This window comes from Streptomyces colonosanans (assembly GCF_001866645.1).
In the GTDB taxonomy this organism is placed as follows: Bacteria; Actinomycetota; Actinomycetes; order Streptomycetales; family Streptomycetaceae; genus Streptomyces; species Streptomyces colonosanans.
This window is the reverse complement of record NZ_MLYP01000013.1, coordinates 115352-134857: the sequence shown is the minus strand read 5'-3', so window position 1 is coordinate 134857 and position 19506 is coordinate 115352. Positions and strand designations below refer to the sequence as shown.

Below are 19506 nucleotides of genomic sequence, written 5' to 3'. Positions count from 1 at the left end.
GTGCGCTTCCGTCCGCTCATCGAGGAGCTTCCCGGGTCCTCGAGGAGGTGCGCGCGGGGTCGCCGATCCGCGCGGCGGCGAGCCGCGCCAGGGTGCTCCGGCAGACCTTGCCGGTCGGACCGAGCGGCAGCCGGTCCAGCGTCAGCAGATGCTCGGGAAGCTTGCGGCGCTCCAGCCCCCGCTCGCCTTCCAGGAACGCCTGGAGCTCGGACAGGGTGGGTGGGTGGGCGCCCTGACGCCGTGCCACGCAGGCGCACAGCCGCTCGCTCAGATCGCGGTCGGGCACCGCCACACAGGCCACCTCCGCGATCGCCGGATGCGCTCCGATGTGGCGCTCGACCTCGGCCGGGCTGATCGTGTAGCCGCCGCGGATGACCGTGTGCCGCAGCCGGTCGAGCACCCACAACTCCCCGTCGTCGTCGAGAAGTCCGCGATCCCCCGTGCGTACCCAGCCGTCCGGGGTGCGGTAGGCGGCGTCGAGTTCGGGTGCGCCGAGATAGCACCGGGGAGTCATCGGGCCACGGGCCTGGATCTCGCCGGCCTCGCCCGGCGGCACCTGTCGTCCATTCGGCCCGACGACCCGGATCTCGGCCACCGAGGGGTCGGGCCGTCCCGCCCGGCGGGTGTCAGAGGCCGGATGGGCCCATGTCCTGTGGCAGTTGACGCCGTCGGTCGACCCGTAGATGTTCACGACGGGGCAGCCGAACCTGGTGAGGGCGACGCGCAGCGTCTCGGGCGGCAGGGGCGCGGCGCTGGAGACGACGGCCCGTAGCGAGGAGAGGTTTTCGCCGGGAACCCAGGGTGCCTCCGCGATGCGCCGCAGCATCGTGGGTACGGCGAAGAGGTGGCTCGGGCGGTGCTCGGTCACCGTCCTCAGTGCCGCGGCGGGATCGAACCGGTCCAGCAGTACGAGGGTCCCGCCGAGCCGGACGAGGATGACCAGGCCGAGGGAACCGTACGAGGAGGAGAGCGGTACGAGGACCAGACACCGCAAGGGATCGGCGCCGAAGCGCAGAGCACCGACGTAGTTGCCGCGGCCGCCGGCCATGGCGTTGTGCGAGTAGGCGACCATTTTCGGCTGGTCCTCGGAACCGGAGGAGACCAGGATCCGGGCCGGGGTCTCGGCGTCGACCACGACCGACTCCCGGGGCTCGCACTCCAGGCCGCCGGCAAGCCATGGATCGAGCGGAATGCAATCGTCCGGGGCGTCGCCGAAGGCGACGACGGACCGCAGGTGCGGCAGCTCGGCCCGCACGTCGGCCAGGGTCCGCGCGAGCGGGACGCCGTTCCACTCGGCCGTGGTGACCACCGCGCGGGCGCGGGATCTGCCGAGCAGTGTGAGGGAATCCTGGCGGCCACGGCCGACCGGATAGGGCAGTGCCACGGCACTGATCGAGGCCAGCGCGAGGTCGGTTGCGAGTGCACGCCAGCCGGCCGGCAGGTGCACGCCGACCACATCGCCGACGCCGACTCCGGCCGCCTCCAGTGCGGCGGCGATGCGCCGGGCACGCCGGTCGAGGGTCGCGTAGTCGAGCGTGCCCTCGGGGTCGATGACCGCTGGCCGCCCGGGGTGGGCCACCATGTGCTCGCGGAACAGTGAGTAGAGGTCGCGGCCGGGCACGAGCCCCCGCTCGACGTACTGTCGGCGCAGCCGCGCCGGTACCCGGTCGGGTACGGCGACGCCCCGGGCCGATGTCCAAGTCGCCGTCACGCGGTGAACTCCCATGGCCTGCCGGGCAGTGCGCACTCCCGCCGGTTCAGCGCGGCACCGAAACGCGGGTCGGCGGCCAAGTCGGCGAGATCGGTGCAGAACGGGACCGACGTCACGGTTTCCCACGGGCCGGAGGCGGCGCCGCGTCCGTGTGTGGTCAGCACCGTCGCGGCGGAGAGCAGCGAGGTGTCCACCCGGCGGCTGTGCCCGGCGGCGGCGCGCGACAGCAGCGCGGCGAGCACCCCTTCCGCGCAGACCAGGCCGCCGAGTACATCGAGCAACGTCATCAGCGAAGGGGCCGGTGGCCCGCCGGGCCGCGCCGTCAGCCCGGCCAGACCGCAGCCCGCCTGCACCAGGTAGTCGGTGCCGATCGGCGGGGCGATGCCCATGGCCTCGCCCCAGCCGGAGGCCCAGGCGTGCACGAGGCCGGGCCGGACGACGGCCAGACCGGCGGCGTCGAGGTCCCGCGCGGCTGCCTTGCCGGGGGCCCAGTTGTGCAGGAACACATCGGCGTCGCGGACGAGTTCGCGCACCGTGCTGCGGCCACCGGCCGTACCCAGGTCCGCCTCGACGACCTCCTTGCCGCGGTTGAGCGCGAGGAACCGGGCCGAGCAGCCGCCGGCCATCGGCGCGATGCCACGCATCGGGTCACCGCCCGGCGGCTCGACGCGGATCACCCGCGCCCCGAGGAGCGCGAGTACATGGCCTGCCAGTGGTCCCTGCACCCGCGTGGTGGACTCGACGACGACAAGCCCGGCGAGCGGCCAGGGCACGGCGGGGGAGGGCAGGACGGGCGAGGGCGCAGGTGCGGCAGTCCGGTCCACGGGCAGCGGCGTGACGGACCAGGGAGCCGAGGGCGCGGCGACGACTTCCGTCTCGCCCGGGCCGCAGACGCGCACCACGCTGACACCGGCCCGAGCGGCCGCCGCGCGGATCACGGAGTAGGCGGCCCCCGTGGTGGCGCGGTGCAGTTCGCCGGGAAGCGGGCAGACGGCGGTGGCGTACCGCAGCTGGAACGGTGGCCAGCCTCGGCGGATCGCGGGCCGGTCGGCCCCGAGCGCCGCCCAGAACCGCTGCCAGACCTCGGCGTGGAGCGTCTCCACCTCGAACCTGACCCCATCGGCACTGGTGAAGGGCGGCGCGGCGGCGCCCGGCACCGGTAGGACCGGGAGCCAGGCCTCGTCGTCGGCGGTCGCCGCCGCCAGGTACTGACCGGTGGCGAGAAGCGCGCCTTGCGCGACGGAGGTGCCGACCCTGCCGATCCGCGTCCCCCGGGCCGCGGCGTGCAAGGCGGCGAGCACGCCGGTCACGGCGAGCACCCCGGTCACGGCTCCGGCGTAGTCGAGGGGGAGCGGCGTGGGGCGGCCGTATCGGCGCCCGTGCACGTGGGTGATGCCGCAGGCGGCCTGTACGTCGGCCTCGCTCGCCAGAGGCAGCGCCACCGGACCCGCCCAGTCGATCGCGCAGGTGAGTACGTGGGATACGGGGCCGTCGCCGGATGTGGTGATGAGCGAACCCGCCCCCTCGGTATGGGGAGCCGGGGCGTCGGCCACCGTGCAGCCCAGGAGCGCCAGGTGGTCGGCGGCGACGGCGAGCGCGGTCGAACGGCCGACGGCCGTCGCCGACATCCCGGTGAGCGGCTGGTCCTGCTCGGCGGCCCCTGGTGTTCCGGCGCGCACGGACTCTTTGACGGTCATCGGGGACGCCGCCCCTGCACGGAGTAGAAGACGCATGAGCTGGCCCGGAACTCCGGATGCCGCATGACCTGGCGGACCTCGGCCAGTTCCGCGTCGGTCATCCCGGCGGCGACCAGGCGGTCGCGCAGGTGGTGGGTGTGGTGGACCAGGAGGTGCACGCCGGCCGAGTCGGCGTGCCAGGGCATGACATGGGGCACCGGGTCGATGTCGACCAGTCCGGCCTCCCGCATGGCCGCCGCGGTGCGCTGTCCCCAGGCGCCGTCCGCTCCCGCGTCCGCGAACATCCGCTCCTTGGCCGCCAGGAAGCGCTCGTAGAGTTCACCCGCGGCGCGGCTCGGTGCGAGCAGCACCGGCCCGTAGTCGTTGTCGAACTCGTCGAGTTGCAGTCGGCCGCCCGGTCGCAGCGCCCGCGTCATCTTGGCGAGTGCCGTGTGCCGTTCGGGTAGATGGCGCAGAACCAGGCGGGAGTGGACGAGGTCGAAGGTCTCCTCGGGCAGCGGGTCGCGCACCACGTCGTGGCGCAGCACGCGAAGACCGGGGCGCGCCGGGATGCGCACGGGTTTGACGTCCGTGGCCACCACTTCGCCGGTGGGCGCCACGCGTTCGGCGAGCCAGGTGGCGACGCTGCCACCGCCGGCGCCGATATCGAGGCACCGCCAGCCGTCCGTCACACCGGTGCCGGCCAACCGGGCGGTGGTGACCGGGTCGAGCCACGCGGCGAGGCAGCGGTGCTGCTCGGTCGCGTGGGTGGTGTCGTTGTCGAAGACGTATCCCTGTCGGGGGCCCGCGACCGTGGCGGCGGACGCGTGCGAAGAGGGGTTCACAAAGCTCCTGTGCGTGCGGGACCGATGTCGTGCCGGACCGTGAGGCCGGGAGGGAGCCTGGCCTCAGGTCCTCCGCGTCAAGAGGAGAAGCTGCCGAACGCCTGGGTGGTGTGCGACCCGTATCCGGGCCGGATCGGGATTCCAGGGGTCAGGCAGGACAAGTCCGCGTGCAGGTAGACGTACCGCGAGGTCTCGTTGTTCAGGACATGCGAGAGAGCGGGGAGCCGCTGACAGCCGTGCGGGTCGGGGTAGGCCTGCAAGGGCACCAGCTCGTTGGTGAACACGACGACCTGATGGGTGTCGGGGACGTCCCGGTCGGGGACCGAGGCGAGCGCGGGGCCGACGGCACCGAGGACGAGTCCGCTCGTCACCGCCGCGATGAGTGCGCTACGACGCATGGGATGCACCTCTCGGAGATGAGGGGAGCCGCCGAGCGCCCCGGCGGCTCCCGTGGCCTGTTCAGGCCATCACTTGAAGCTGACGACGACCTCGTAGACGCGGGGCCTGTGGGCGATGATCGTCGCCTGTCCCTGCGCGCCGTCGTAGGCTCCCGTACCGCCCTGCACCACGCCCTGGAACGTGTACGGGTAGTCGAAGGGGTTCACATCGACCGGGGCCTGAGTGCTCAGGTCGAGCTCGCTGCCGTTGGCGAACTTGACGTACACCGTGCAGATGACGTCCGCCGTCGTGGCGTTCTCCACGCCGTCCACGGCGCAGGTGTCGAAGGCCGTGCCGATCTGGTTGCCTTCGGCGTCGACCACCGGGCCGTTTCCGGCGAAGCCCGCGCCGAGCGTCGGAACCTGCGGAAACGAGGTCCTCGAGAAGTCGACGGTGAAGTTCAGGGGCTCAGGAGCTGCCGCCTGGGCCTGTCCCGAGCCGGTCAGACCGAGGGCGCCGGCGAGGGACGCGGTGGCGAGGGTGGCGGCGATCCGCCTGCCCGCAGCAAGTTTGCGCATGAAATCTCCTTGGACATCTCGGGCCCGTTGCCCGACGACCGAGCACAGTTGATCACAGTGCGCAACCGTAATGTCACTAAAAGTGCTCGAGTCGTGGTGGGTGGTCACGCAGGGGAAGCGGGCGGGATAGACGCCGATTCGCCGTCGACGGGCCCGTGCGGAAGGCGCGCCGGGTTCGCTACGAATGAGTGATGCGACTCCTCCGGTCGGATGACCGGGTCTGTTGTGCCCGGGCGCCACCGGCGGCCCGATGGCACCATGCGTCGCGGGTGGGGGCGGGGCCGGTCGACCTCCGTCCCAGGTCCCCGGGACCGGGTGGAAGAGAGGGACGCGGATGGGGTGCGATCTGGTCGTCGTCGGTCTTGGTTATGTCGGGCTCCCGCTCGCCAGGGCCGCCGGAGCCGCCGGGCTCACGGTCACCGGGTTGGACGTGTCGGACCAGGTGGTGAGCAGCCTGTGCGCGGGGCGCTCGCACATCCAGGACGTCACCGACCGTGACGTGGGGGAGATGCTGGCAGCCGGTCTCACCGTGACCACGGATCCCGCCGTCCTCGCAGTGGCGGACACGGTGGCGATCTGTGTCCCCACAGCACTCGCGGCCGACGGGACGCCGGATCTCGAGCCGCTGCTGCGGGCCTCCACCACGGTGGCCGGGCACCTGCGACCGGGCACCCTCGTCGTGGTCGAGTCGACCTCTTCCCCGGGCACGACCGACGAACTGATCCGGCCGATCCTGGAACGGACCGGGCTGGTCGCGGGATGCGACTTCTACCTGGCGTACTCGCCGGAACGGATCGACCCCGGCAACCATGCCTTCGGGATCTCCAACACCCCCAAGGTGGTCGGCGGGCACACACCGCTGTGCGCCAAGAGGTGTGCCGCGTTCTACGAGTATTTCGTCGACAGCGTGGTCATCGCGGGCGGTACCCGCGAGGCAGAGTTGGCCAAACTGCTGGAGAACACCTACCGCAACGTCAACATCGCCCTGGTCAACGAGTTCGCGATGTACTGTCACGGGCTGGGAGTCGACGTCTGGGACGTGCTGCGGTGCGCGGCGACGAAGCCGTTCGGGTTCCATTCCTTCCGGCCCGGCGCCGGAGTCGGCGGTCACTGCATCCCGGTGGACCCCGTCTATCTGATGCACCGGGCCGACGCCGAGGGGTTCACCTTCCGGACGGTCGCGACCGCCCAGCAGGTGAACCACGAGATGCCCGCCCATGTGGCGCGGCGGGTGACCGGACTGCTCGGCGACGCGGGGTGCAGTACCGGTGGAGCCGAGGTGCTGCTGCTTGGTGTGAGCTACAAGCCGGACGTCGCCGACCTGCGCGAGTCACCCGCGACCGCGGTGGCCCGATGCCTGACCGGGCTCGGCGCGACGGTCCGCTTCCACGACCCGTATGTCGACCGCTTTTCCGTGGACGGGACGGACCTGCCGCGGGCCCGCGATCCGTACCGCGCCGCCATGCACGCGGACATCAGCGTGCTGCTGCAGGGCCATCGCGCCTACGACGTGGACCGGCTGTCGCGCGTCGCGAGGTCGCTGTTCGACACGACCGGCCGGGCGAGTGGGGAGCGTGTGGTCCGGCTGTGAGGCGCCGTCAGCGGCTGCCGTCGGCGCCGACGGCGAACGCGTGCACAGTGTCGGCGATGTGTTCCACTTGTGCGTCGGTGAGCTGCGGGTGCACCGGGATCGACAGGGTGCACCGGCTCGCCCGTTCGGCGCCCGGCCACCGGCGGCCCGGTGGCGCCCAGGCGGCGAAGGCCGCCTGGGTGGGCAGCGGACGCGGATAGTAGACGTGGCTGGCGATACCGTGGCGCGTCAGGTGGTCGCGCAACGCGTCCCGCTGCTCGGTCAGCAGTGTGTAGACGTAATAGCACCGGCCGTTTCGGCCCGGCGGCGGGGCGATCACGCCGTGCTCGGCCAGCCCTGCGAACCGCTGCGCGTAGTGGTCGGCGATCCGTGCACGGCGCTCCAGTCGTTCGGGGAAGCCGGGCAGCCGGTGGAGCAGGAACCGCGCCTGGATCTCGTCGAACCGGCTGTTGTAGCCGATCACATGGTGCAGGAAGCGGTGCCTGCCGTCCTGGCCGTGATTGCGCAGCATACGGATGTCGCGTGCCAGATCAGGGTCGTCGGTCACGACGACGCCCCCCTCCCCGGCCGTACCGAAGCTCTTCACCTGGACGAACGAGTACAGCCCGGCCTCGCCCCACAGCCCCGCCGGACGGCCGTCGAGCACGGCGCCCTGGGCGACGGCGGAGTCCTCGACCAGTCGTACGCCGGACCGCTGCGCGATCTTCCGTAGCCGGGGCATGTCGGCCATCACCGAGAAGATATGCGCGGGCAGCAGCACCTTGGTCCGCTCGGTGACACACGCCTCGACCTCGGACGGATCGACCACCATCGTCCACGGGTCGACATCGGCGAACACCGGTGTGGCGCCCAGATTGACCACGGTGGCGGCCAACGGTGCGCAACCGTACGCGGGGACGACGACCTCGTCGCCCGGACCCACCCTCATCGCGTGCAGGATGAGGGTGAGGGCCGAGGTACCGCTCGAGCAGGCGATGACGTCCGCGGCGCCGAGGTCCGCGGCGAGTTCCCGCTCCAGAGCGGCGGTGGCCTCGCCGAGGATGAAGCGCTGCTCCGGCCCGGTGCCGATCGCACGGACGATCTCGAGCAGAGTCTCGTGATCAGCCTCGAAAACGTCCGGCGGGAAGAACTCGATCACGCCGCTTCCTCCTTGGTGAAGGCCCGGATCGTCTCGCAGACGTAGTCCACCTGGTCGATCGTCAGATCGGGGTGGAACGGCAGGGCCAGGGCGTGTCGGCACGCGGCCTCGGCATGCGGGAAGTCGCCCTCGCGGTGGCCCAGTTCGGTGAAGCAGGGCTGGCGGTGCAGAGGCAGCGGATAGTACGTCTCGGTCCCGATACCGCGCCGGGCCAGGAACTGTGCGAGCGCGTCCCGGTGCCGGACCTCGATCAGGTAGACGTAGTACACCGGATCGATCGCGGCCTTGCGCGGAACGACGGCCGGCAGCCGCAGGATTCCCGGCAGCCCCGCGAGGCGCTCGCTGTAGGCGGCGGCAAGCTCCGCGCGACACGCGATGTCGGATCCCAGACGGTCGAGCTTGGTGAGCAGGACCGCGGCCTGGATGTCGTCCATCTTGCTGTTCTGGCCGGACATCGTGGTCTGCGTCGAAATCCGCCGGAAATCCCCGAGCGTCGGTCCGAACCTGCCGTGGTGCCGGAGCGCTGCGACGGTCTCGGCGATCCGGTCGTCGTCCGTGAGCACCGCACCGCCGTCACCGAGTGCGCCAAGTGTCTTGGTCGGGAAGAACGACAAGACACCGCCCGCACCGAACAGCCCCGCGTGCCTCCCGTTCCACCGCATGCCGATGGCTTCGGCGCTGTCCTCGACGACCGTCAGCCCGTAGGCGCAAGCGACCTCGGCGAGCGCGTCCATGTCGGCCATCTGGCAGAACAGGTGGACGGGCATGACGAACCGCGTCCGCGGCGTGGTCACGGCCGCGACCGACGCGGGATCGAGGGCGTAGCAGGCCGGGTCGATGTCGGCGAAGACCGGGCGGCCGCCGGCCAGTACCACCGACGAGGCCGAGGCCATGAACGAGAACGCCGGGACCACGACCTCGTCGCCGGGACGCAGCCCTGCCGCGCGCAACAGCAGGACGAGCGCGTCGGTGCCGCTGTTGACAGCGATGGCGTGCCGCGCGCCGGTGTATCCGGCCAGCGCCTCCTCGAAATCCGCGACCTTGTGGCCATGGGAGTACTTCCCTCTTCCGAACACCTCGGTGAGATGACGTTCGACCTCCGGCCAGATCCGCTCGAACGACGCGGCCTGGGAGAAAAACGGTACGGAAAGCCCGGGCAGATCGGGTCGGCCGTGCTCGGTCAGCGAGATGGGCTGCATGGGGCTCCCGTACACGCTCGGGGAAAGGGCGGAAACGGCCCGGACGCCGATGGGTTTCGATCCGGTCCGGCCGACCACCTTGCCGTCGGACGGACCGGATCGGGTGGTGGCGCGCCGGATCCGGATCATTCACCCGCCCGGCGGCAGGTCCCGGGAGCGTCGCATTGACAGCACACACGCGTCTCGGAAACCTACGCAAAGCCGATATCACATGAGATCGGTGTCGATATCGGTCGGTTCGGGCAGGGGTCGGCCGTGGACGGAAGGGGGGCACGCGATGTTCCGCACCCTCGTTGTCGGACTGGGCCGCGCCGGGGCCGGCCTGCATCTTCCCGTGCTGGACCGGCTCCGGCAGCGCACGCCCGCGGGGACACTGTTCGCCGATGCGCCGATGGTCGCCGTGGATCCCGCGCCACAGCCGGCCGCCCTCCCCGAGGGCACCGTCCTGTTGCCGACCCTGGAGCGGGCCCGCGCCGAACTCGACCCGGCGAGCACGGTGGTCCATGTGTGCACGCCGCCCAAGGGCCGTGACACCGTGATCGAGCAACTGGCCCGGCTCGGATTTGTCCACGTCATTGTGGAGAAGCCGCTGGCGGTGGACATCGCCCAGCTCGGCCGGGTGGAAGAGCTGCGCCGGCGTCACCGGCTGCGGCTGATCGTGGTGGCGCAGTGGCAGGTCAGCACCCTGACCCGACGCCTGGAGGAATGTATGGCCGGCGGGGAGTTCGGTGAACTCCGCCAGATCCGTGTGGTGCAGCGCAAACCGCGCTTCAGCCGCAGCCTGGCCACCAGCGGCCATCCGACCGCCTTCGACGTCGAGGTCCCGCACGCGCTGGGCGTGGCCCTGCGGCTGGCCGGACCCGCCCGGCTGACCGACGCCACCTGGTCGGATCTCGCCGCGGACGGTGTCGTACGGCCCCGGCTGGGAACCGCGACGCTGCGTCTGGCCCATCAGCGCGGACCGTTGACCCGCATCATCTCGGATCTGACGGCGCCGGTCAGGGAGCGCAGGATCACCTGTGTGTTCAACGACGCGACCGCCGTCGGCCACTACCCGGTCAGCGGGGAGGACGGGTACGCCCAACTCGCCGTCACCCGGTCCGACCGCACGGCGCGTGAGGTGTTCCCCGACGACGCACTGCCCGCGTTCCTCCGCGACGCCTACCGGCAATTCGCCGAGGGCGGCCCGTTCGGCATCGGCCTGGCCGCTGAGACGGTGCGGCTGGTCGACGAGGCGAAACGGCTGTGCACGCTGCGCGAGCAGCGGGCGTGGGACGCGGCGGGATCGGCGTGCAATGCCTGCTGACGCATCGACGGGCCTCACCCTCGCCGGCATCGGTGACGAGGCGGGGTACGGGATCCACGCCCAAGTGGCCGCGATCACCGCGCTCGGCTGGAGCGCCATCGAGCTGCGCGATGTCGACGGCATTCCGCTGGCCGAACTTCCCGAGCCGGCCTTCGCACACATGGCCGCGGCGGTCGAGGGAGCGGGACTGCGGGTGGTCGCGGTCGACTCACGGATCGGCGGATGGTCGCGGGCGGCCGACGGCGACTTCGCCGCCGACCTGGACGAACTCCGCGTGCTGAGCCGGCGCTGCCGCACACTGGGCACCCGCCACGTCCGGGTCATGTCCTACCCGAGCGGTTCTCTCGCCGAGCCCGCCTGGCGGGCGGTCGTGACCGAGCGGATGCAGGCGCTGGCGGAGCGCGCGGAGGGCGCCGGCCTGATCCTGCTGCACGAGAACTGCGCGGGATGGGCGGGAAGCAGCGCGTCCCGCATGCGCGAGCTGCTGGACGCCGTGGACAGCCCGGCACTCGGCCTGCTCTTCGACACCGGCAACGGCATCGCCCACGGCTACTCGGCCTACGACCTGCTGGGCGACATCGTCGACCGGGTACGGCACGTCCACATCAAGGACGCGGAGGGTCCGCCCACGGCTCCCGTGTACCGGCTGCCCGGCCAGGGGCACGCACACGTCGCGGACTGCCTGCGCCTGCTGCTCGACGCCGGTTACACCGGCGCACTGTCGATCGAGCCGCATCTGGCGGTGGTGCCGCACGAGCACCGGCGCGCATCCGACGCCGAGTGCGCCGTGGCCTTCGTCGCAGGCGGACGAGCGCTCGCAGATCTGCTCGGGGCGCTCACCGACAAGCCGCACACGCTCCCCTCGGCCGGCGGAGCGGGGCGGACCCGATGACCACCCCTCTGGTCGGCCGCGCCGACCACGCATTGCTGCTCGACCTGTTGCGGCTGCCCACGGCAGGACCACTGGAGACCGGCCCCGACTTTCCCGAGCCGGAGCTGTGGGCCGCGCAACGGCGATACGCCGCGGCTGCCGCGGCCCTCGGCTTCACGGTGACGCACCACGCACCGGCGCGGCCCGAAGACATCGAGGCGGACGGTGTACCACTCGCGGTGCGCGAGGCCGCGGCGACCGGCCCCGGGTTCCTCCGCTGCCAGCCGAACCTGGTGCTGCGGCTCGGCACGCCGCGCCCACGCCGTCGAACGGTGATGTTCAACGTGCACCTTGACACGGTGTCAGGCATGGAACCGGTCGGCTTCGACGGCCGGCGGTTCACCGGACGGGGTGCGGTCGACGCCAAGGGCCCCGCGGTCGGCCTGCTCGCCGGGATCAGGGCGGCGCTCACCGCCCGGCCCGGCCTCGGCCGCGAGATCGGCATCCTGATCCAGGCGGTCGCCGGCGAGGAGGGCGGCGCGCTGGGCACGATCGGCACTCGACCGCTGGTCGAGCAGGGCTGGTACGGCGGCCTCAACGTGTTCTGCGAACCGACCGGCCTGCGCTACCTCACCCGGGCGAGCGCGACGATGACGGCCGGCATCCGGGTCGACGGCGACGACGCCATCGACGACCGTCCCGAGCACGGTCACAACGCCACGGTGCTCCTCGGCTACCTGGCACAGCACCTGGGCCTGGTACTGCCACCGCTCGCCGTCGAGGGACGGGTGTGCGTGGCCGGGCTGACGACGGGACCGCTGCACAACCGCGTCTACGGCTGCGGCGAGCTGCTGCTCAACCTCTCGTACACCTGCGGCGAGACGGCGCGGCGGATGGAGAGGGCGGTCGGTGACGCCCTGCACGCGGGGCTCGCGGAGTTCCACACCCGCTTCGGCGGGGTTCGCGAGCTCGCCCGGACCGCCCGGGACGCCGCCGCCATCACCCGCCTGCACTGGCGCAAGAAAGGACTTCCCGCGCTCGCGGGCACCGCTCCCTGGGCCGAGCAGCTCCTCGGGGAGGCAGCCGGCATCGGCCGGTGGCCGGACGAGGAGGCCGCGTTCACCTGCGACGCGATCTGGCTGGCCGACCGGAAGGACGCGGCGGCCGTGGTGTACGGGCCGGGATCCCTGGAGCACAACCACGCCCACGCGCGCGGCGAGTTCATCGACCTGGCGGAGCTGGAACCGTTCGCTGCCGGCATCGCGAGAATCCTGCTCGCCTTCCACGACACCTGCATCGGCGACACCCCGAGCGAGGAACAGCCATCGTGACCGCAACCAGCGAGACCACCGAGGTCCGTGTCCCCTATGACCAGTTGCTCGACCTGGTCACCGCCGCCTTCGTCACCCGCGGCCTGCCGCGGACACGTGCACGGCAGGCCTCCGAGGCGCTCTGCTACGGCGACCTGGCCGGTGCCAGCTCACACGGAGCCGTCAATCTGACCCGCCTCTACCTGCCCCTGCTGGACGAAGGACGGGCCGACCCGGCCGCGTCCCCGGTCGTCCTGGCGGACCACGGTGCCGCGGTGCTGGTGGACGCGCGCCGCGCACTGGGCCTGTGGCAGGCCGGTGACGCCATGGATCTGGCGATCGAGCGGGCGGCACGCCATGGGGTCGGCCTGGTCTCGGTACGGGAAGGCACCCACTTCGGATGCGCGGGCCACCACGCCCGGCGCGCCGCAGAGCAGGGCATGGTCGGCCTGGTGGCGTCCAACTGCGGCCGGCAGCGGATCGCGCGCCCGCCCGGCGGCCGGGTGGCACTGCTCGGCACCAACCCTCTCAGCGTTGCCGCTCCCGCCGGTGCGCACCCGCCGTTCGTCCTCGACATGAGCACCACCGAGGTACCGACCGGACGGGTACGGGCAGCGGCCCGTGTGGGGCGCCAGATCCCACCGGGGTGGCTCGCCGACGACGGAGGCCGGCCCGTGACCGACCCGGCGGCCTTCGACCGCGGCGAGGCACACCTGCTGTGGCTGGGGGCGATGGGCAGCACCTTCAAGGGATTCGGACTCGGGCTGATGGTGGAGGTGCTCTCCGCCCTGGTCGCCGGTTCCGGCTTCGGGCCCGCCACCGAGGCCCTCTCGGGCGACGGCCGGCCCTCCGGCCGTGACGACGACATCGGCATGCTGATGGTGGCGATCGCACCCGCACTGCTGCGCGGGCCCGAGGCCGTCACAGGGGACGCGGAGCAGTTGTTCGGCACCGTACTGGCCTGCCCGCCGACCGACGGGAACACCCCGGTCCGCTATCCCGGATGGCCGGAGGCGGAGCGGGCCCGTCACCACCGTGAGCACGGCGTACCGCTGGAGCCGGGGCTCCACGCCGAGCTGGCCGGACTCGCCGCCTCGCTCGGCCTTGAGTTCCCGGTGGACGGAGGTGGGCGGTGACGCGGGCACGACGTATCGCGATCGTCGGACTCGGCGCGATCTCCCGGTTCTACCTGGCCGCGATCGAAGCGTCGGCCGCCTGGCGGCTCGCGGCGGTGTGCGACGTGTCCGCCGAGCGGTTGCTTCCCCACCGCGACGATCTGCCCGTCTTCACCGATCACCGGACGATGCTCGCCGAGGCGGAACTCGACGCGGTCGTGGTCACCGTCCCCAATGACGCGCACGCGGCGATCGCAGCGGACGCGCTCACCGCCGGCGTCCCCGTTTGCGTGGAGAAGCCGCTGGCCACCCGGCTCGAGGACGCCGAAGCGCTGACGGCGGCGGCCGGAGCACATGAGGCTTGCCTGTTCACCGCGTTCCACCGCCGCTACAACCACGCGGCCAGAGCCCTGTACCGCGAGATGCACAGCGCGGGGGCGCCGGCCGAGGTCACCATCCGCTACCTGGAGCGGATCGAGGACCACATCGGCGGCGACGCCTGGTACCTGGACCCGGCGCGGTGCGGCGGCGGCTGTGTCGCCGACAACGGGCCGAACGCCTACGACCTCGCCCGGTACCTCGTCGGCGAGGTACGGGTGGAGAACGCGGAGGTGGCGATCGACGCCCTCGGCGTGGACCGGCGGGCCACGGTGAGGTTGCGCTCGCTCGCCGGAGTGCCGGTACGGGTCGAGCTCGACTGGTCCTACCCGGGCGAGGTCAAGGACATCTCGGTCCGTCTGGCGGACGGCTCGGTGCGCACGGCCGACATGCTGAGCGGATACCCGGAGTTCAAGGGCTCGCTGTGGCACGAATACGTCGGCGTGCTCGACGATTTCGAGCATGCGATCCACGCGGGTGACGACCATGGCGGCCACGGGCTCGCCGTACTCGCTCTGACCGAACAGACCTATCGCCTCGCCCGCTCCGGTTCGCGGGCCGATGGCGCGACACCCAAGGAGACGCTCACTCGATGACCGGCGAGAGCGGCGGCAAGCGGGCCGTCCACGGGACCGTGGTCAAGGTACTGATCCACCGCAGAGACGACCGCGGCATGCACCTGGAGGAGTTCGCCAGCCGGTGTGTGCGCCGCGGTGAGGTCCACGAACTGGTGACGACGGACCAGCGGGACACCGCCCCGGGGGCCCGGGTCGACCGGGTCGGATTCCTCGGCTTCGCCGAGATCGGCTGCGGCGGGGTCGTCGACCGGGGCGACCACGTATGGATCGACGGCCGACCGCTGGGTACGGTGCTCGGCTTCGACTCCTGTCACTTCCCCAACCACTACAACATCCTGATCTCGGTGCCCGAGCCGGTGACCGGACGCGACCTGGCGCTACGGCCCGAGACCGAGGTGCGGTTCGTCCCCGTCGGCGCGAGAGCGGTCGCCGGACCACGCGAGCCTGAGTCGGCACCGTTCGCCTTCTCGTGCCCGACGACGAGGTCCCAGGGATGCGAAGAACCCTGAGCACCCCCGGCAGTCGGGCGGTCGACGCGGCGGTCGGTGCGCCCGACGTCGGCGGTGCGCTGCGCGACGAGGCGTTCGACGGCGACGAACCGGACGTGGTGGTCAACAACTACTACGAGGAGTGATCCGATGGGTCCCCTCGGTCCCGGCCGTCCTATGACGGCCGGGCAGTCCCCGGAGCACCGCGGGCGGTGCGGCTGGACACCTAGACTGGGATGACGCCGGTACGCCGGCGATGGACCAGGGTGGACGGGAGAGGACCGTGGCAGCAGACGTCGGTGACTTCGCGGACCCGCCCGCCGAGGTGCTGGCGGAGGCTGCCGCGGCGTTCGGGCTGCTGGCGTCGTCGGCCCGGCTGCACCTCATGTGGGCACTGGCGCAGGGCGAGAGCGATGTCACCCATCTCGCCGACCGTGTGGGCGGAGCCCTGCCCGCGGTCAGCCAGCACCTGTCGAAGCTGAAGCTCGCCGGTCTCGTCCGCTCCCGCCGGGAGGGCCGACGGCAGGTCTACTACGTCGACGACCCCGACATCGTGACCGTGGTGCGGCTGATGGTGGGGCAGCTGACCGAGCGCGCCGAGGAGGCGACCGCACCCGTGCACGGGTTGCGCGTGACCGGCGCCTGAGACCGCGGCCCGGAGCCGTCGCCGGGGACGGCGGCATTGACCGGGCCGTTCCGGACCGTATCTCCTGAGCCGGGTGCCCGACTCCTCACGCGGGTTTTAACGTGCCTGCTGTACAAGGGGCTGTCGGTACGTTCGGCGCGTGCACGTACAGTCGGCCGTACCCGGTGCGCCTCGCGGTGCGCGCGGCAGGGCCTTCGGGGTGCCGAGGAGCGGGTACGAGAGAGAAGGCGGGAGATGGCCGAAGCCAGGACACGGCGGTCGTGGCGGTGGCCCACGGTGGCGATCTTCGCCCTGGCCCTCTACGTCATCGTACGCGCGGCCAACTCCCCGCAGGCCAGTGCGCCGCCCACTCCGGGGGCACCCCCCTCCGCGTCGGCCTCGCCGACCGGCCCCTCGGCCTCGCCGACCTCCTCTGTGTACGACCCCGCCGACTACGCCTCCCAGGCCCGTACCCGCGCCCACCAGACCGGCATCAGCGCACAGTTGCTCATGGCGGTCCTCTACAACGAGGCCTACAAACCCCACGACCCGGCCCTGGAACGGGCCTGGCAGCGATACAAGCCCGACGCCGCCTTCGGTATCGCGAACATGCACCGCGCCACCTTCGACGAGGTCAAGCGGGGCCGTGACTTCGCCGACCGGCGCTGGGCGGAGCTGGCCGACGACCGTGACCTGGCCATCGAGGCGGAGGCCTGGTACCTGCACGACCTGGCGGCCCGGCTGCCCGCCCAGTGGCCCGGCCCTTACAACAGGGACGAACTGCTGGCCCTCGGCTACAACACGGGCGCGGGCAACATGCTCGCCTTCGCCCGCGGCGCGACCCCGGGCAGTCAGGCCCGGTCGTATCTCGACAATCTGCACGCCAACTGGGCCAAGGCCGGCAAGGCAGTCGCCCCGTAGGCAGCCCCGCTCGCCGGGAACGGGGCTGCCTCATCCGGTTGCGGGCGAGTCCCGGACTGCCCTATCCGTACGACAGGTTCGAGCAGGGGTCGTCGTCCGCGGAGCGGGCGTCGTCCGCCACTCTGCTCGGGATCGCGGTCGGCACGGGGGCGGCAGAGGGATGGTCCGCGTACGCCTGGCCGACGACCACGCTGACGCCCGGTGCCGTCACGGGTGCCAGTTCGGCGCCGGGGAACAGAAGGGCTGCCGTCTCGGCCGCGGACTTCTGGCCGGGGCCGTACTCGACGCGCGTGGTCGTATGGTCCTGGGAGCGTGCGGTGGTGGTGCCGGTGACCGTGAACCCGTGGGCGGTGAGCGTTCTCGCGGCGCCGGCGGCGAGGCCCGGGACCGTGGTGCCGTTGTAGACGGAGACACGCAGACCGGCGCCGATCGTGGCGTCGGGGCTCGGGGAGGCGGACGGGGAGGGCCCTGCGTCGGTCTGCTTCTTGCCGCCGGCGTCCTTGCCGTCGATGGTGCGGTCGGCCTTCAGCGCGGCCCACAGTTGATCGGTGTCAGGCTGGACGAGTGCCACCCGCGCTCCCTGGTACCGCCAGGGGACCGTGACGAACTTGGTGTTGTGCAGGTCGATGTTCTTCAGTGACATCGCGAAGGAGATGAGCTTGTCGGCGGAGCCGAGTCCCGGGTCGACGGTCAGGGACTTGGTGGCGGCGTCGGCGAGCGGCAGCAGATGGGTGGGGGTGAGGCCGTTGCTCTTGACGTCCTTCAACAGGCTGGCGACGAAGGCCTGCTGGCGTTTGATGCGGCCGATGTCGGAGCCGTCGCCCATGCCGTGCCGGATACGCACGTAGTCCAGTGCCTTCTGTCCGGAGACGGTCTGCTCGCCCTTGGTGAAGATCAGTTTGCCGCGGGTGGCGCGCTTGGGGTTCAGATCCTTCTGGTAGAGGTCCTTGGGCAGGCAGACCTTCACTCCGCCGACCACGTCGGTCAGCGCGGCGAAGCCTTTGAAGTCGACGACGACGGTGTGGTCGACACGCAGCCCGGTGAGGTTCTCGACGGTGTTCTGGGTGCAGGCCGGGTTGCCCTTGGCGGTCAGCCCGACCGAGTAGGCCTCGTTGATCATGGTGTTGGTCCGCGTCTGCGTCCACGAGCCGTCGGGAAGTCTGCACGGCGGTATGGTCACCAGGGTGTCGCGGGGGAAGGAGACCGCGACCGCGTGCTTGTGGTCGGCGTAGACGTGCAGCAGGAATGCGGTGTCGGAGCGGCCGATGTCGTTCGCGTCGCCGCCGCCGAGCGCGGTGTTGCCGCCGGTGCGTGCGTCCGAGCCGATGACGAGGACGTTCTCACCTTTGGACGCGTCCGCGGGGGGCCGGTTGTCGGACAGGCCGCCGGCGTCGAAGGTGTTGATGTTGCCGTTCAGTCTGAGGTAGACCCAGCCGGCCCCGGCCGCCACGAGCACCAGCAGGGCCAGCGCGATGAGGAGCGCGATCCGCAGCGGGCTCCGCTTGCGACGCGTACCCGCCTTGCCTCGTCGGGCCCGGCCACCGTGCGATCGCGACGAGGCACTCCCGCCGTGGCGTGCGGGAGTTACCTGCTGGCCGGGCACCATCAGCGCGCCCTCATCCGTTCGACTCGTCCTACGACTCATACAGAGGGAGACGATCGACCCGGGTAGACGGTTGTACAGTTGCGCAACGTCGCAACGCGTCGGATGGTGTCCGGCGTGCCGGGTGCCGCCGTCCGATGAAGAGAGGGATGGGCAGGGTGCTCCGCAACGGACTGGAACCCTGCGAGGCCAAGGTCATGACGGAGGACGACGCCGCGCAGCGGCCCGAGAGGCGTCGTCCTCGCCCGCGCCGCCTCCGGGAGGACCGCGACGGCCGGACCCGGCTGAGCCGGGCAAGACCCGCTGAGCCCCTGCGATGGAGTGGTCAGGGGCTGGCCACGTCGAAGCCGTACCGCAATGGCTCGCTCTTGATCCGCACGTTACGGCGGTAGATGTACAACGCCTCGGCGCGCATGCCGTCCGGCGGGGTGTCCACTTGGCAGGGGTAGGCCACCTGGATCACCTGGGGGCGGTCGGCGACCTTCATACGCAACCCGTCCGCGGGCCCTCCGTCGAGCACCGCGGATTCCCACGCCGTCATCAAGCCGGTTGTTGTCATGATGACAGTTTACAGGTTGCGCAAATGTTGAATGATCCTGAACCCCGGCCCTGTGTGCGGGGTCGGCGCCTCTAGGTGGCGTCGGGGTCGAACGCCCTGGTCGTGGTCGGCTCCGTAGGTGGATTCTTCGTCAGGGATGTGCGTTCCGGTGCCGTCGGGGGTGCTTCGGTGTCGGCCGCCGCCTCGCGTGCGGCGTCGGTGGCGTCCATCAACTCCCTCCTGGGGTCGAGTGAGCGGATCTCGTCGAGTCCGAGATCCTTGCCGTCCAGGAGGTGCTTGCGCACGAATGTCTTCGGGTGCAGATCCTCGAACTCGAAATCCTTGAACTCCGGCCCCAGTTCGTCGCGAATCTCTTGCTGGGTGCTCGCGGAGAGCTCTCGCACCTTGCGCAGGAACCCGGCCACGTTCTGGATGATCTCGGGTAGTTTGTCCGGGCCGAAAAGGATAGTGGCAAGGATCACGATGGTGATCAGTTCGAGTGGGCCCACATCGGAGAACATCCGGCATTCCTCGCCTTCGCTGCCGCCCGGTCCGCCCGTCGGCGAAGACTCCGGTGGCGATACTTTAGACATTGCGCAAACGTCGGAACCGTGCGGGCCTTCCCGGCGTTGGAAGTCAGTGACCGTACAGACAGTG

20 protein-coding genes are annotated in these 19506 nt (G+C 71.3%); 10 read left to right on the top strand and 10 right to left on the bottom strand.

Features of this window, described 5'->3' with window-relative positions:
• Nucleotides 1–16: 16 nt before the first annotated feature.
• The 5 genes from BIV24_RS06345 to BIV24_RS06325 form a co-directional block, all read right to left on the bottom strand.
• Nucleotides 17–1711, bottom strand: a complete 1695-nt coding sequence (locus BIV24_RS06345) for a class I adenylate-forming enzyme family protein (RefSeq protein WP_071365168.1) — start codon at nucleotides 1709–1711, stop codon at nucleotides 17–19.
• Nucleotides 1708–3408 (bottom strand): CoA transferase, encoded by a 1701-nt coding sequence (locus BIV24_RS06340; RefSeq protein ID WP_245766684.1) that lies wholly within the window; start codon nucleotides 3406–3408, stop codon nucleotides 1708–1710. The genes BIV24_RS06345 and BIV24_RS06340 overlap by 4 nt, the downstream gene beginning before the upstream one ends.
• A complete protein-coding gene (locus tag BIV24_RS06335; protein ID WP_071365150.1) occupies nucleotides 3405–4232 on the bottom strand; it encodes a class I SAM-dependent methyltransferase in 828 nt (275 codons plus the stop codon). The genes BIV24_RS06340 and BIV24_RS06335 overlap by 4 nt, the downstream gene beginning before the upstream one ends.
• 77 nt (nucleotides 4233–4309) lie before the next feature.
• A complete protein-coding gene (locus tag BIV24_RS06330) occupies nucleotides 4310–4630 on the bottom strand; it encodes a hypothetical protein (RefSeq protein ID WP_071365149.1) in 321 nt (106 codons plus the stop codon).
• A gap of 69 nt (nucleotides 4631–4699) precedes the next feature.
• Nucleotides 4700–5188, bottom strand: coding sequence for a hypothetical protein (locus BIV24_RS06325; protein WP_071365148.1), 489 nt, complete (start codon nucleotides 5186–5188; stop codon nucleotides 4700–4702).
• Between the two features lie 334 nt (nucleotides 5189–5522).
• Here BIV24_RS06325 and BIV24_RS06320 point away from each other — a divergent pair, with 334 nt between their 5' ends.
• The gene (locus BIV24_RS06320; RefSeq protein ID WP_071365147.1) at nucleotides 5523–6779 is read left to right on the top strand and encodes a nucleotide sugar dehydrogenase; all 1257 of its coding nucleotides are present in this window, start codon (nucleotides 5523–5525) and stop codon (nucleotides 6777–6779) included.
• A gap of 7 nt (nucleotides 6780–6786) precedes the next feature.
• On the opposite strand, the gene BIV24_RS06315 is transcribed toward BIV24_RS06320, so the two are convergent.
• Nucleotides 6787–7917 carry a DegT/DnrJ/EryC1/StrS family aminotransferase gene (locus tag BIV24_RS06315; protein WP_079168038.1) on the bottom strand — a complete coding sequence of 377 codons (1131 nt, stop codon included), beginning with the start codon at nucleotides 7915–7917 and terminating at the stop codon, nucleotides 6787–6789.
• Nucleotides 7914–9116 (bottom strand): DegT/DnrJ/EryC1/StrS family aminotransferase, encoded by a 1203-nt coding sequence (locus tag BIV24_RS06310; protein WP_071365167.1) that lies wholly within the window; start codon nucleotides 9114–9116, stop codon nucleotides 7914–7916. Before BIV24_RS06310 ends, BIV24_RS06315 begins: the two co-directional genes overlap by 4 nt.
• Nucleotides 9117–9393: 277 nt before the next feature.
• Between BIV24_RS06310 and BIV24_RS06305 the strand changes: the two genes are divergently transcribed.
• From BIV24_RS06305 to BIV24_RS06270, 9 genes are all read left to right on the top strand, one after another.
• Nucleotides 9394–10422 carry a Gfo/Idh/MocA family oxidoreductase gene (locus BIV24_RS06305; protein ID WP_071365146.1) on the top strand — a complete coding sequence of 343 codons (1029 nt, stop codon included), beginning with the start codon at nucleotides 9394–9396 and terminating at the stop codon, nucleotides 10420–10422.
• Nucleotides 10412–11314 (top strand): sugar phosphate isomerase/epimerase family protein, encoded by a 903-nt coding sequence (locus tag BIV24_RS06300; RefSeq protein ID WP_071365145.1) that lies wholly within the window; start codon nucleotides 10412–10414, stop codon nucleotides 11312–11314. The genes BIV24_RS06305 and BIV24_RS06300 overlap by 11 nt, the downstream gene beginning before the upstream one ends.
• Entirely contained in the window at nucleotides 11311–12624 is a 1314-nt protein-coding gene (locus BIV24_RS06295; protein ID WP_071365144.1) for a M20/M25/M40 family metallo-hydrolase, read from the top strand. Before BIV24_RS06300 ends, BIV24_RS06295 begins: the two co-directional genes overlap by 4 nt.
• Nucleotides 12621–13739 (top strand): Ldh family oxidoreductase, encoded by a 1119-nt coding sequence (locus BIV24_RS06290; protein WP_245766683.1) that lies wholly within the window; start codon nucleotides 12621–12623, stop codon nucleotides 13737–13739. The genes BIV24_RS06295 and BIV24_RS06290 overlap by 4 nt, the downstream gene beginning before the upstream one ends.
• Entirely contained in the window at nucleotides 13736–14692 is a 957-nt protein-coding gene (locus BIV24_RS06285) for a Gfo/Idh/MocA family protein (protein ID WP_071365143.1), read from the top strand. The genes BIV24_RS06290 and BIV24_RS06285 overlap by 4 nt, the downstream gene beginning before the upstream one ends.
• Nucleotides 14689–15183 carry a DUF6917 domain-containing protein gene (locus BIV24_RS06280; protein WP_245766682.1) on the top strand — a complete coding sequence of 165 codons (495 nt, stop codon included), beginning with the start codon at nucleotides 14689–14691 and terminating at the stop codon, nucleotides 15181–15183. The genes BIV24_RS06285 and BIV24_RS06280 overlap by 4 nt, the downstream gene beginning before the upstream one ends.
• Nucleotides 15168–15308, top strand: a complete 141-nt coding sequence (locus BIV24_RS34175; protein WP_177198628.1) for a hypothetical protein — start codon at nucleotides 15168–15170, stop codon at nucleotides 15306–15308. The genes BIV24_RS06280 and BIV24_RS34175 overlap by 16 nt, the downstream gene beginning before the upstream one ends.
• 110 nt (nucleotides 15309–15418) lie before the next feature.
• Nucleotides 15419–15808 carry an ArsR/SmtB family transcription factor gene (locus BIV24_RS06275; protein ID WP_071365142.1) on the top strand — a complete coding sequence of 130 codons (390 nt, stop codon included), beginning with the start codon at nucleotides 15419–15421 and terminating at the stop codon, nucleotides 15806–15808.
• Nucleotides 15809–16042: 234 nt separating this feature from the next.
• Nucleotides 16043–16708 carry a hypothetical protein gene (locus BIV24_RS06270; protein WP_071365141.1) on the top strand — a complete coding sequence of 222 codons (666 nt, stop codon included), beginning with the start codon at nucleotides 16043–16045 and terminating at the stop codon, nucleotides 16706–16708.
• A gap of 61 nt (nucleotides 16709–16769) precedes the next feature.
• On the opposite strand, the gene BIV24_RS06265 is transcribed toward BIV24_RS06270, so the two are convergent.
• The 3 genes from BIV24_RS06265 to BIV24_RS06255 form a co-directional block, all read right to left on the bottom strand.
• Complete coding sequence (locus BIV24_RS06265) at nucleotides 16770–18314, bottom strand: LCP family protein (protein ID WP_071365140.1); 1545 nt, start codon at nucleotides 18312–18314, stop codon at nucleotides 16770–16772.
• A gap of 322 nt (nucleotides 18315–18636) precedes the next feature.
• Nucleotides 18637–18870 (bottom strand): hypothetical protein, encoded by a 234-nt coding sequence (locus BIV24_RS06260; RefSeq protein ID WP_245766681.1) that lies wholly within the window; start codon nucleotides 18868–18870, stop codon nucleotides 18637–18639.
• A 71-nt stretch (nucleotides 18871–18941) separates the two neighbouring features.
• Nucleotides 18942–19370, bottom strand: coding sequence for a sec-independent translocase (locus BIV24_RS06255; RefSeq protein ID WP_071365139.1), 429 nt, complete (start codon nucleotides 19368–19370; stop codon nucleotides 18942–18944).
• Nucleotides 19371–19506: the final 136 nt, after the last annotated feature.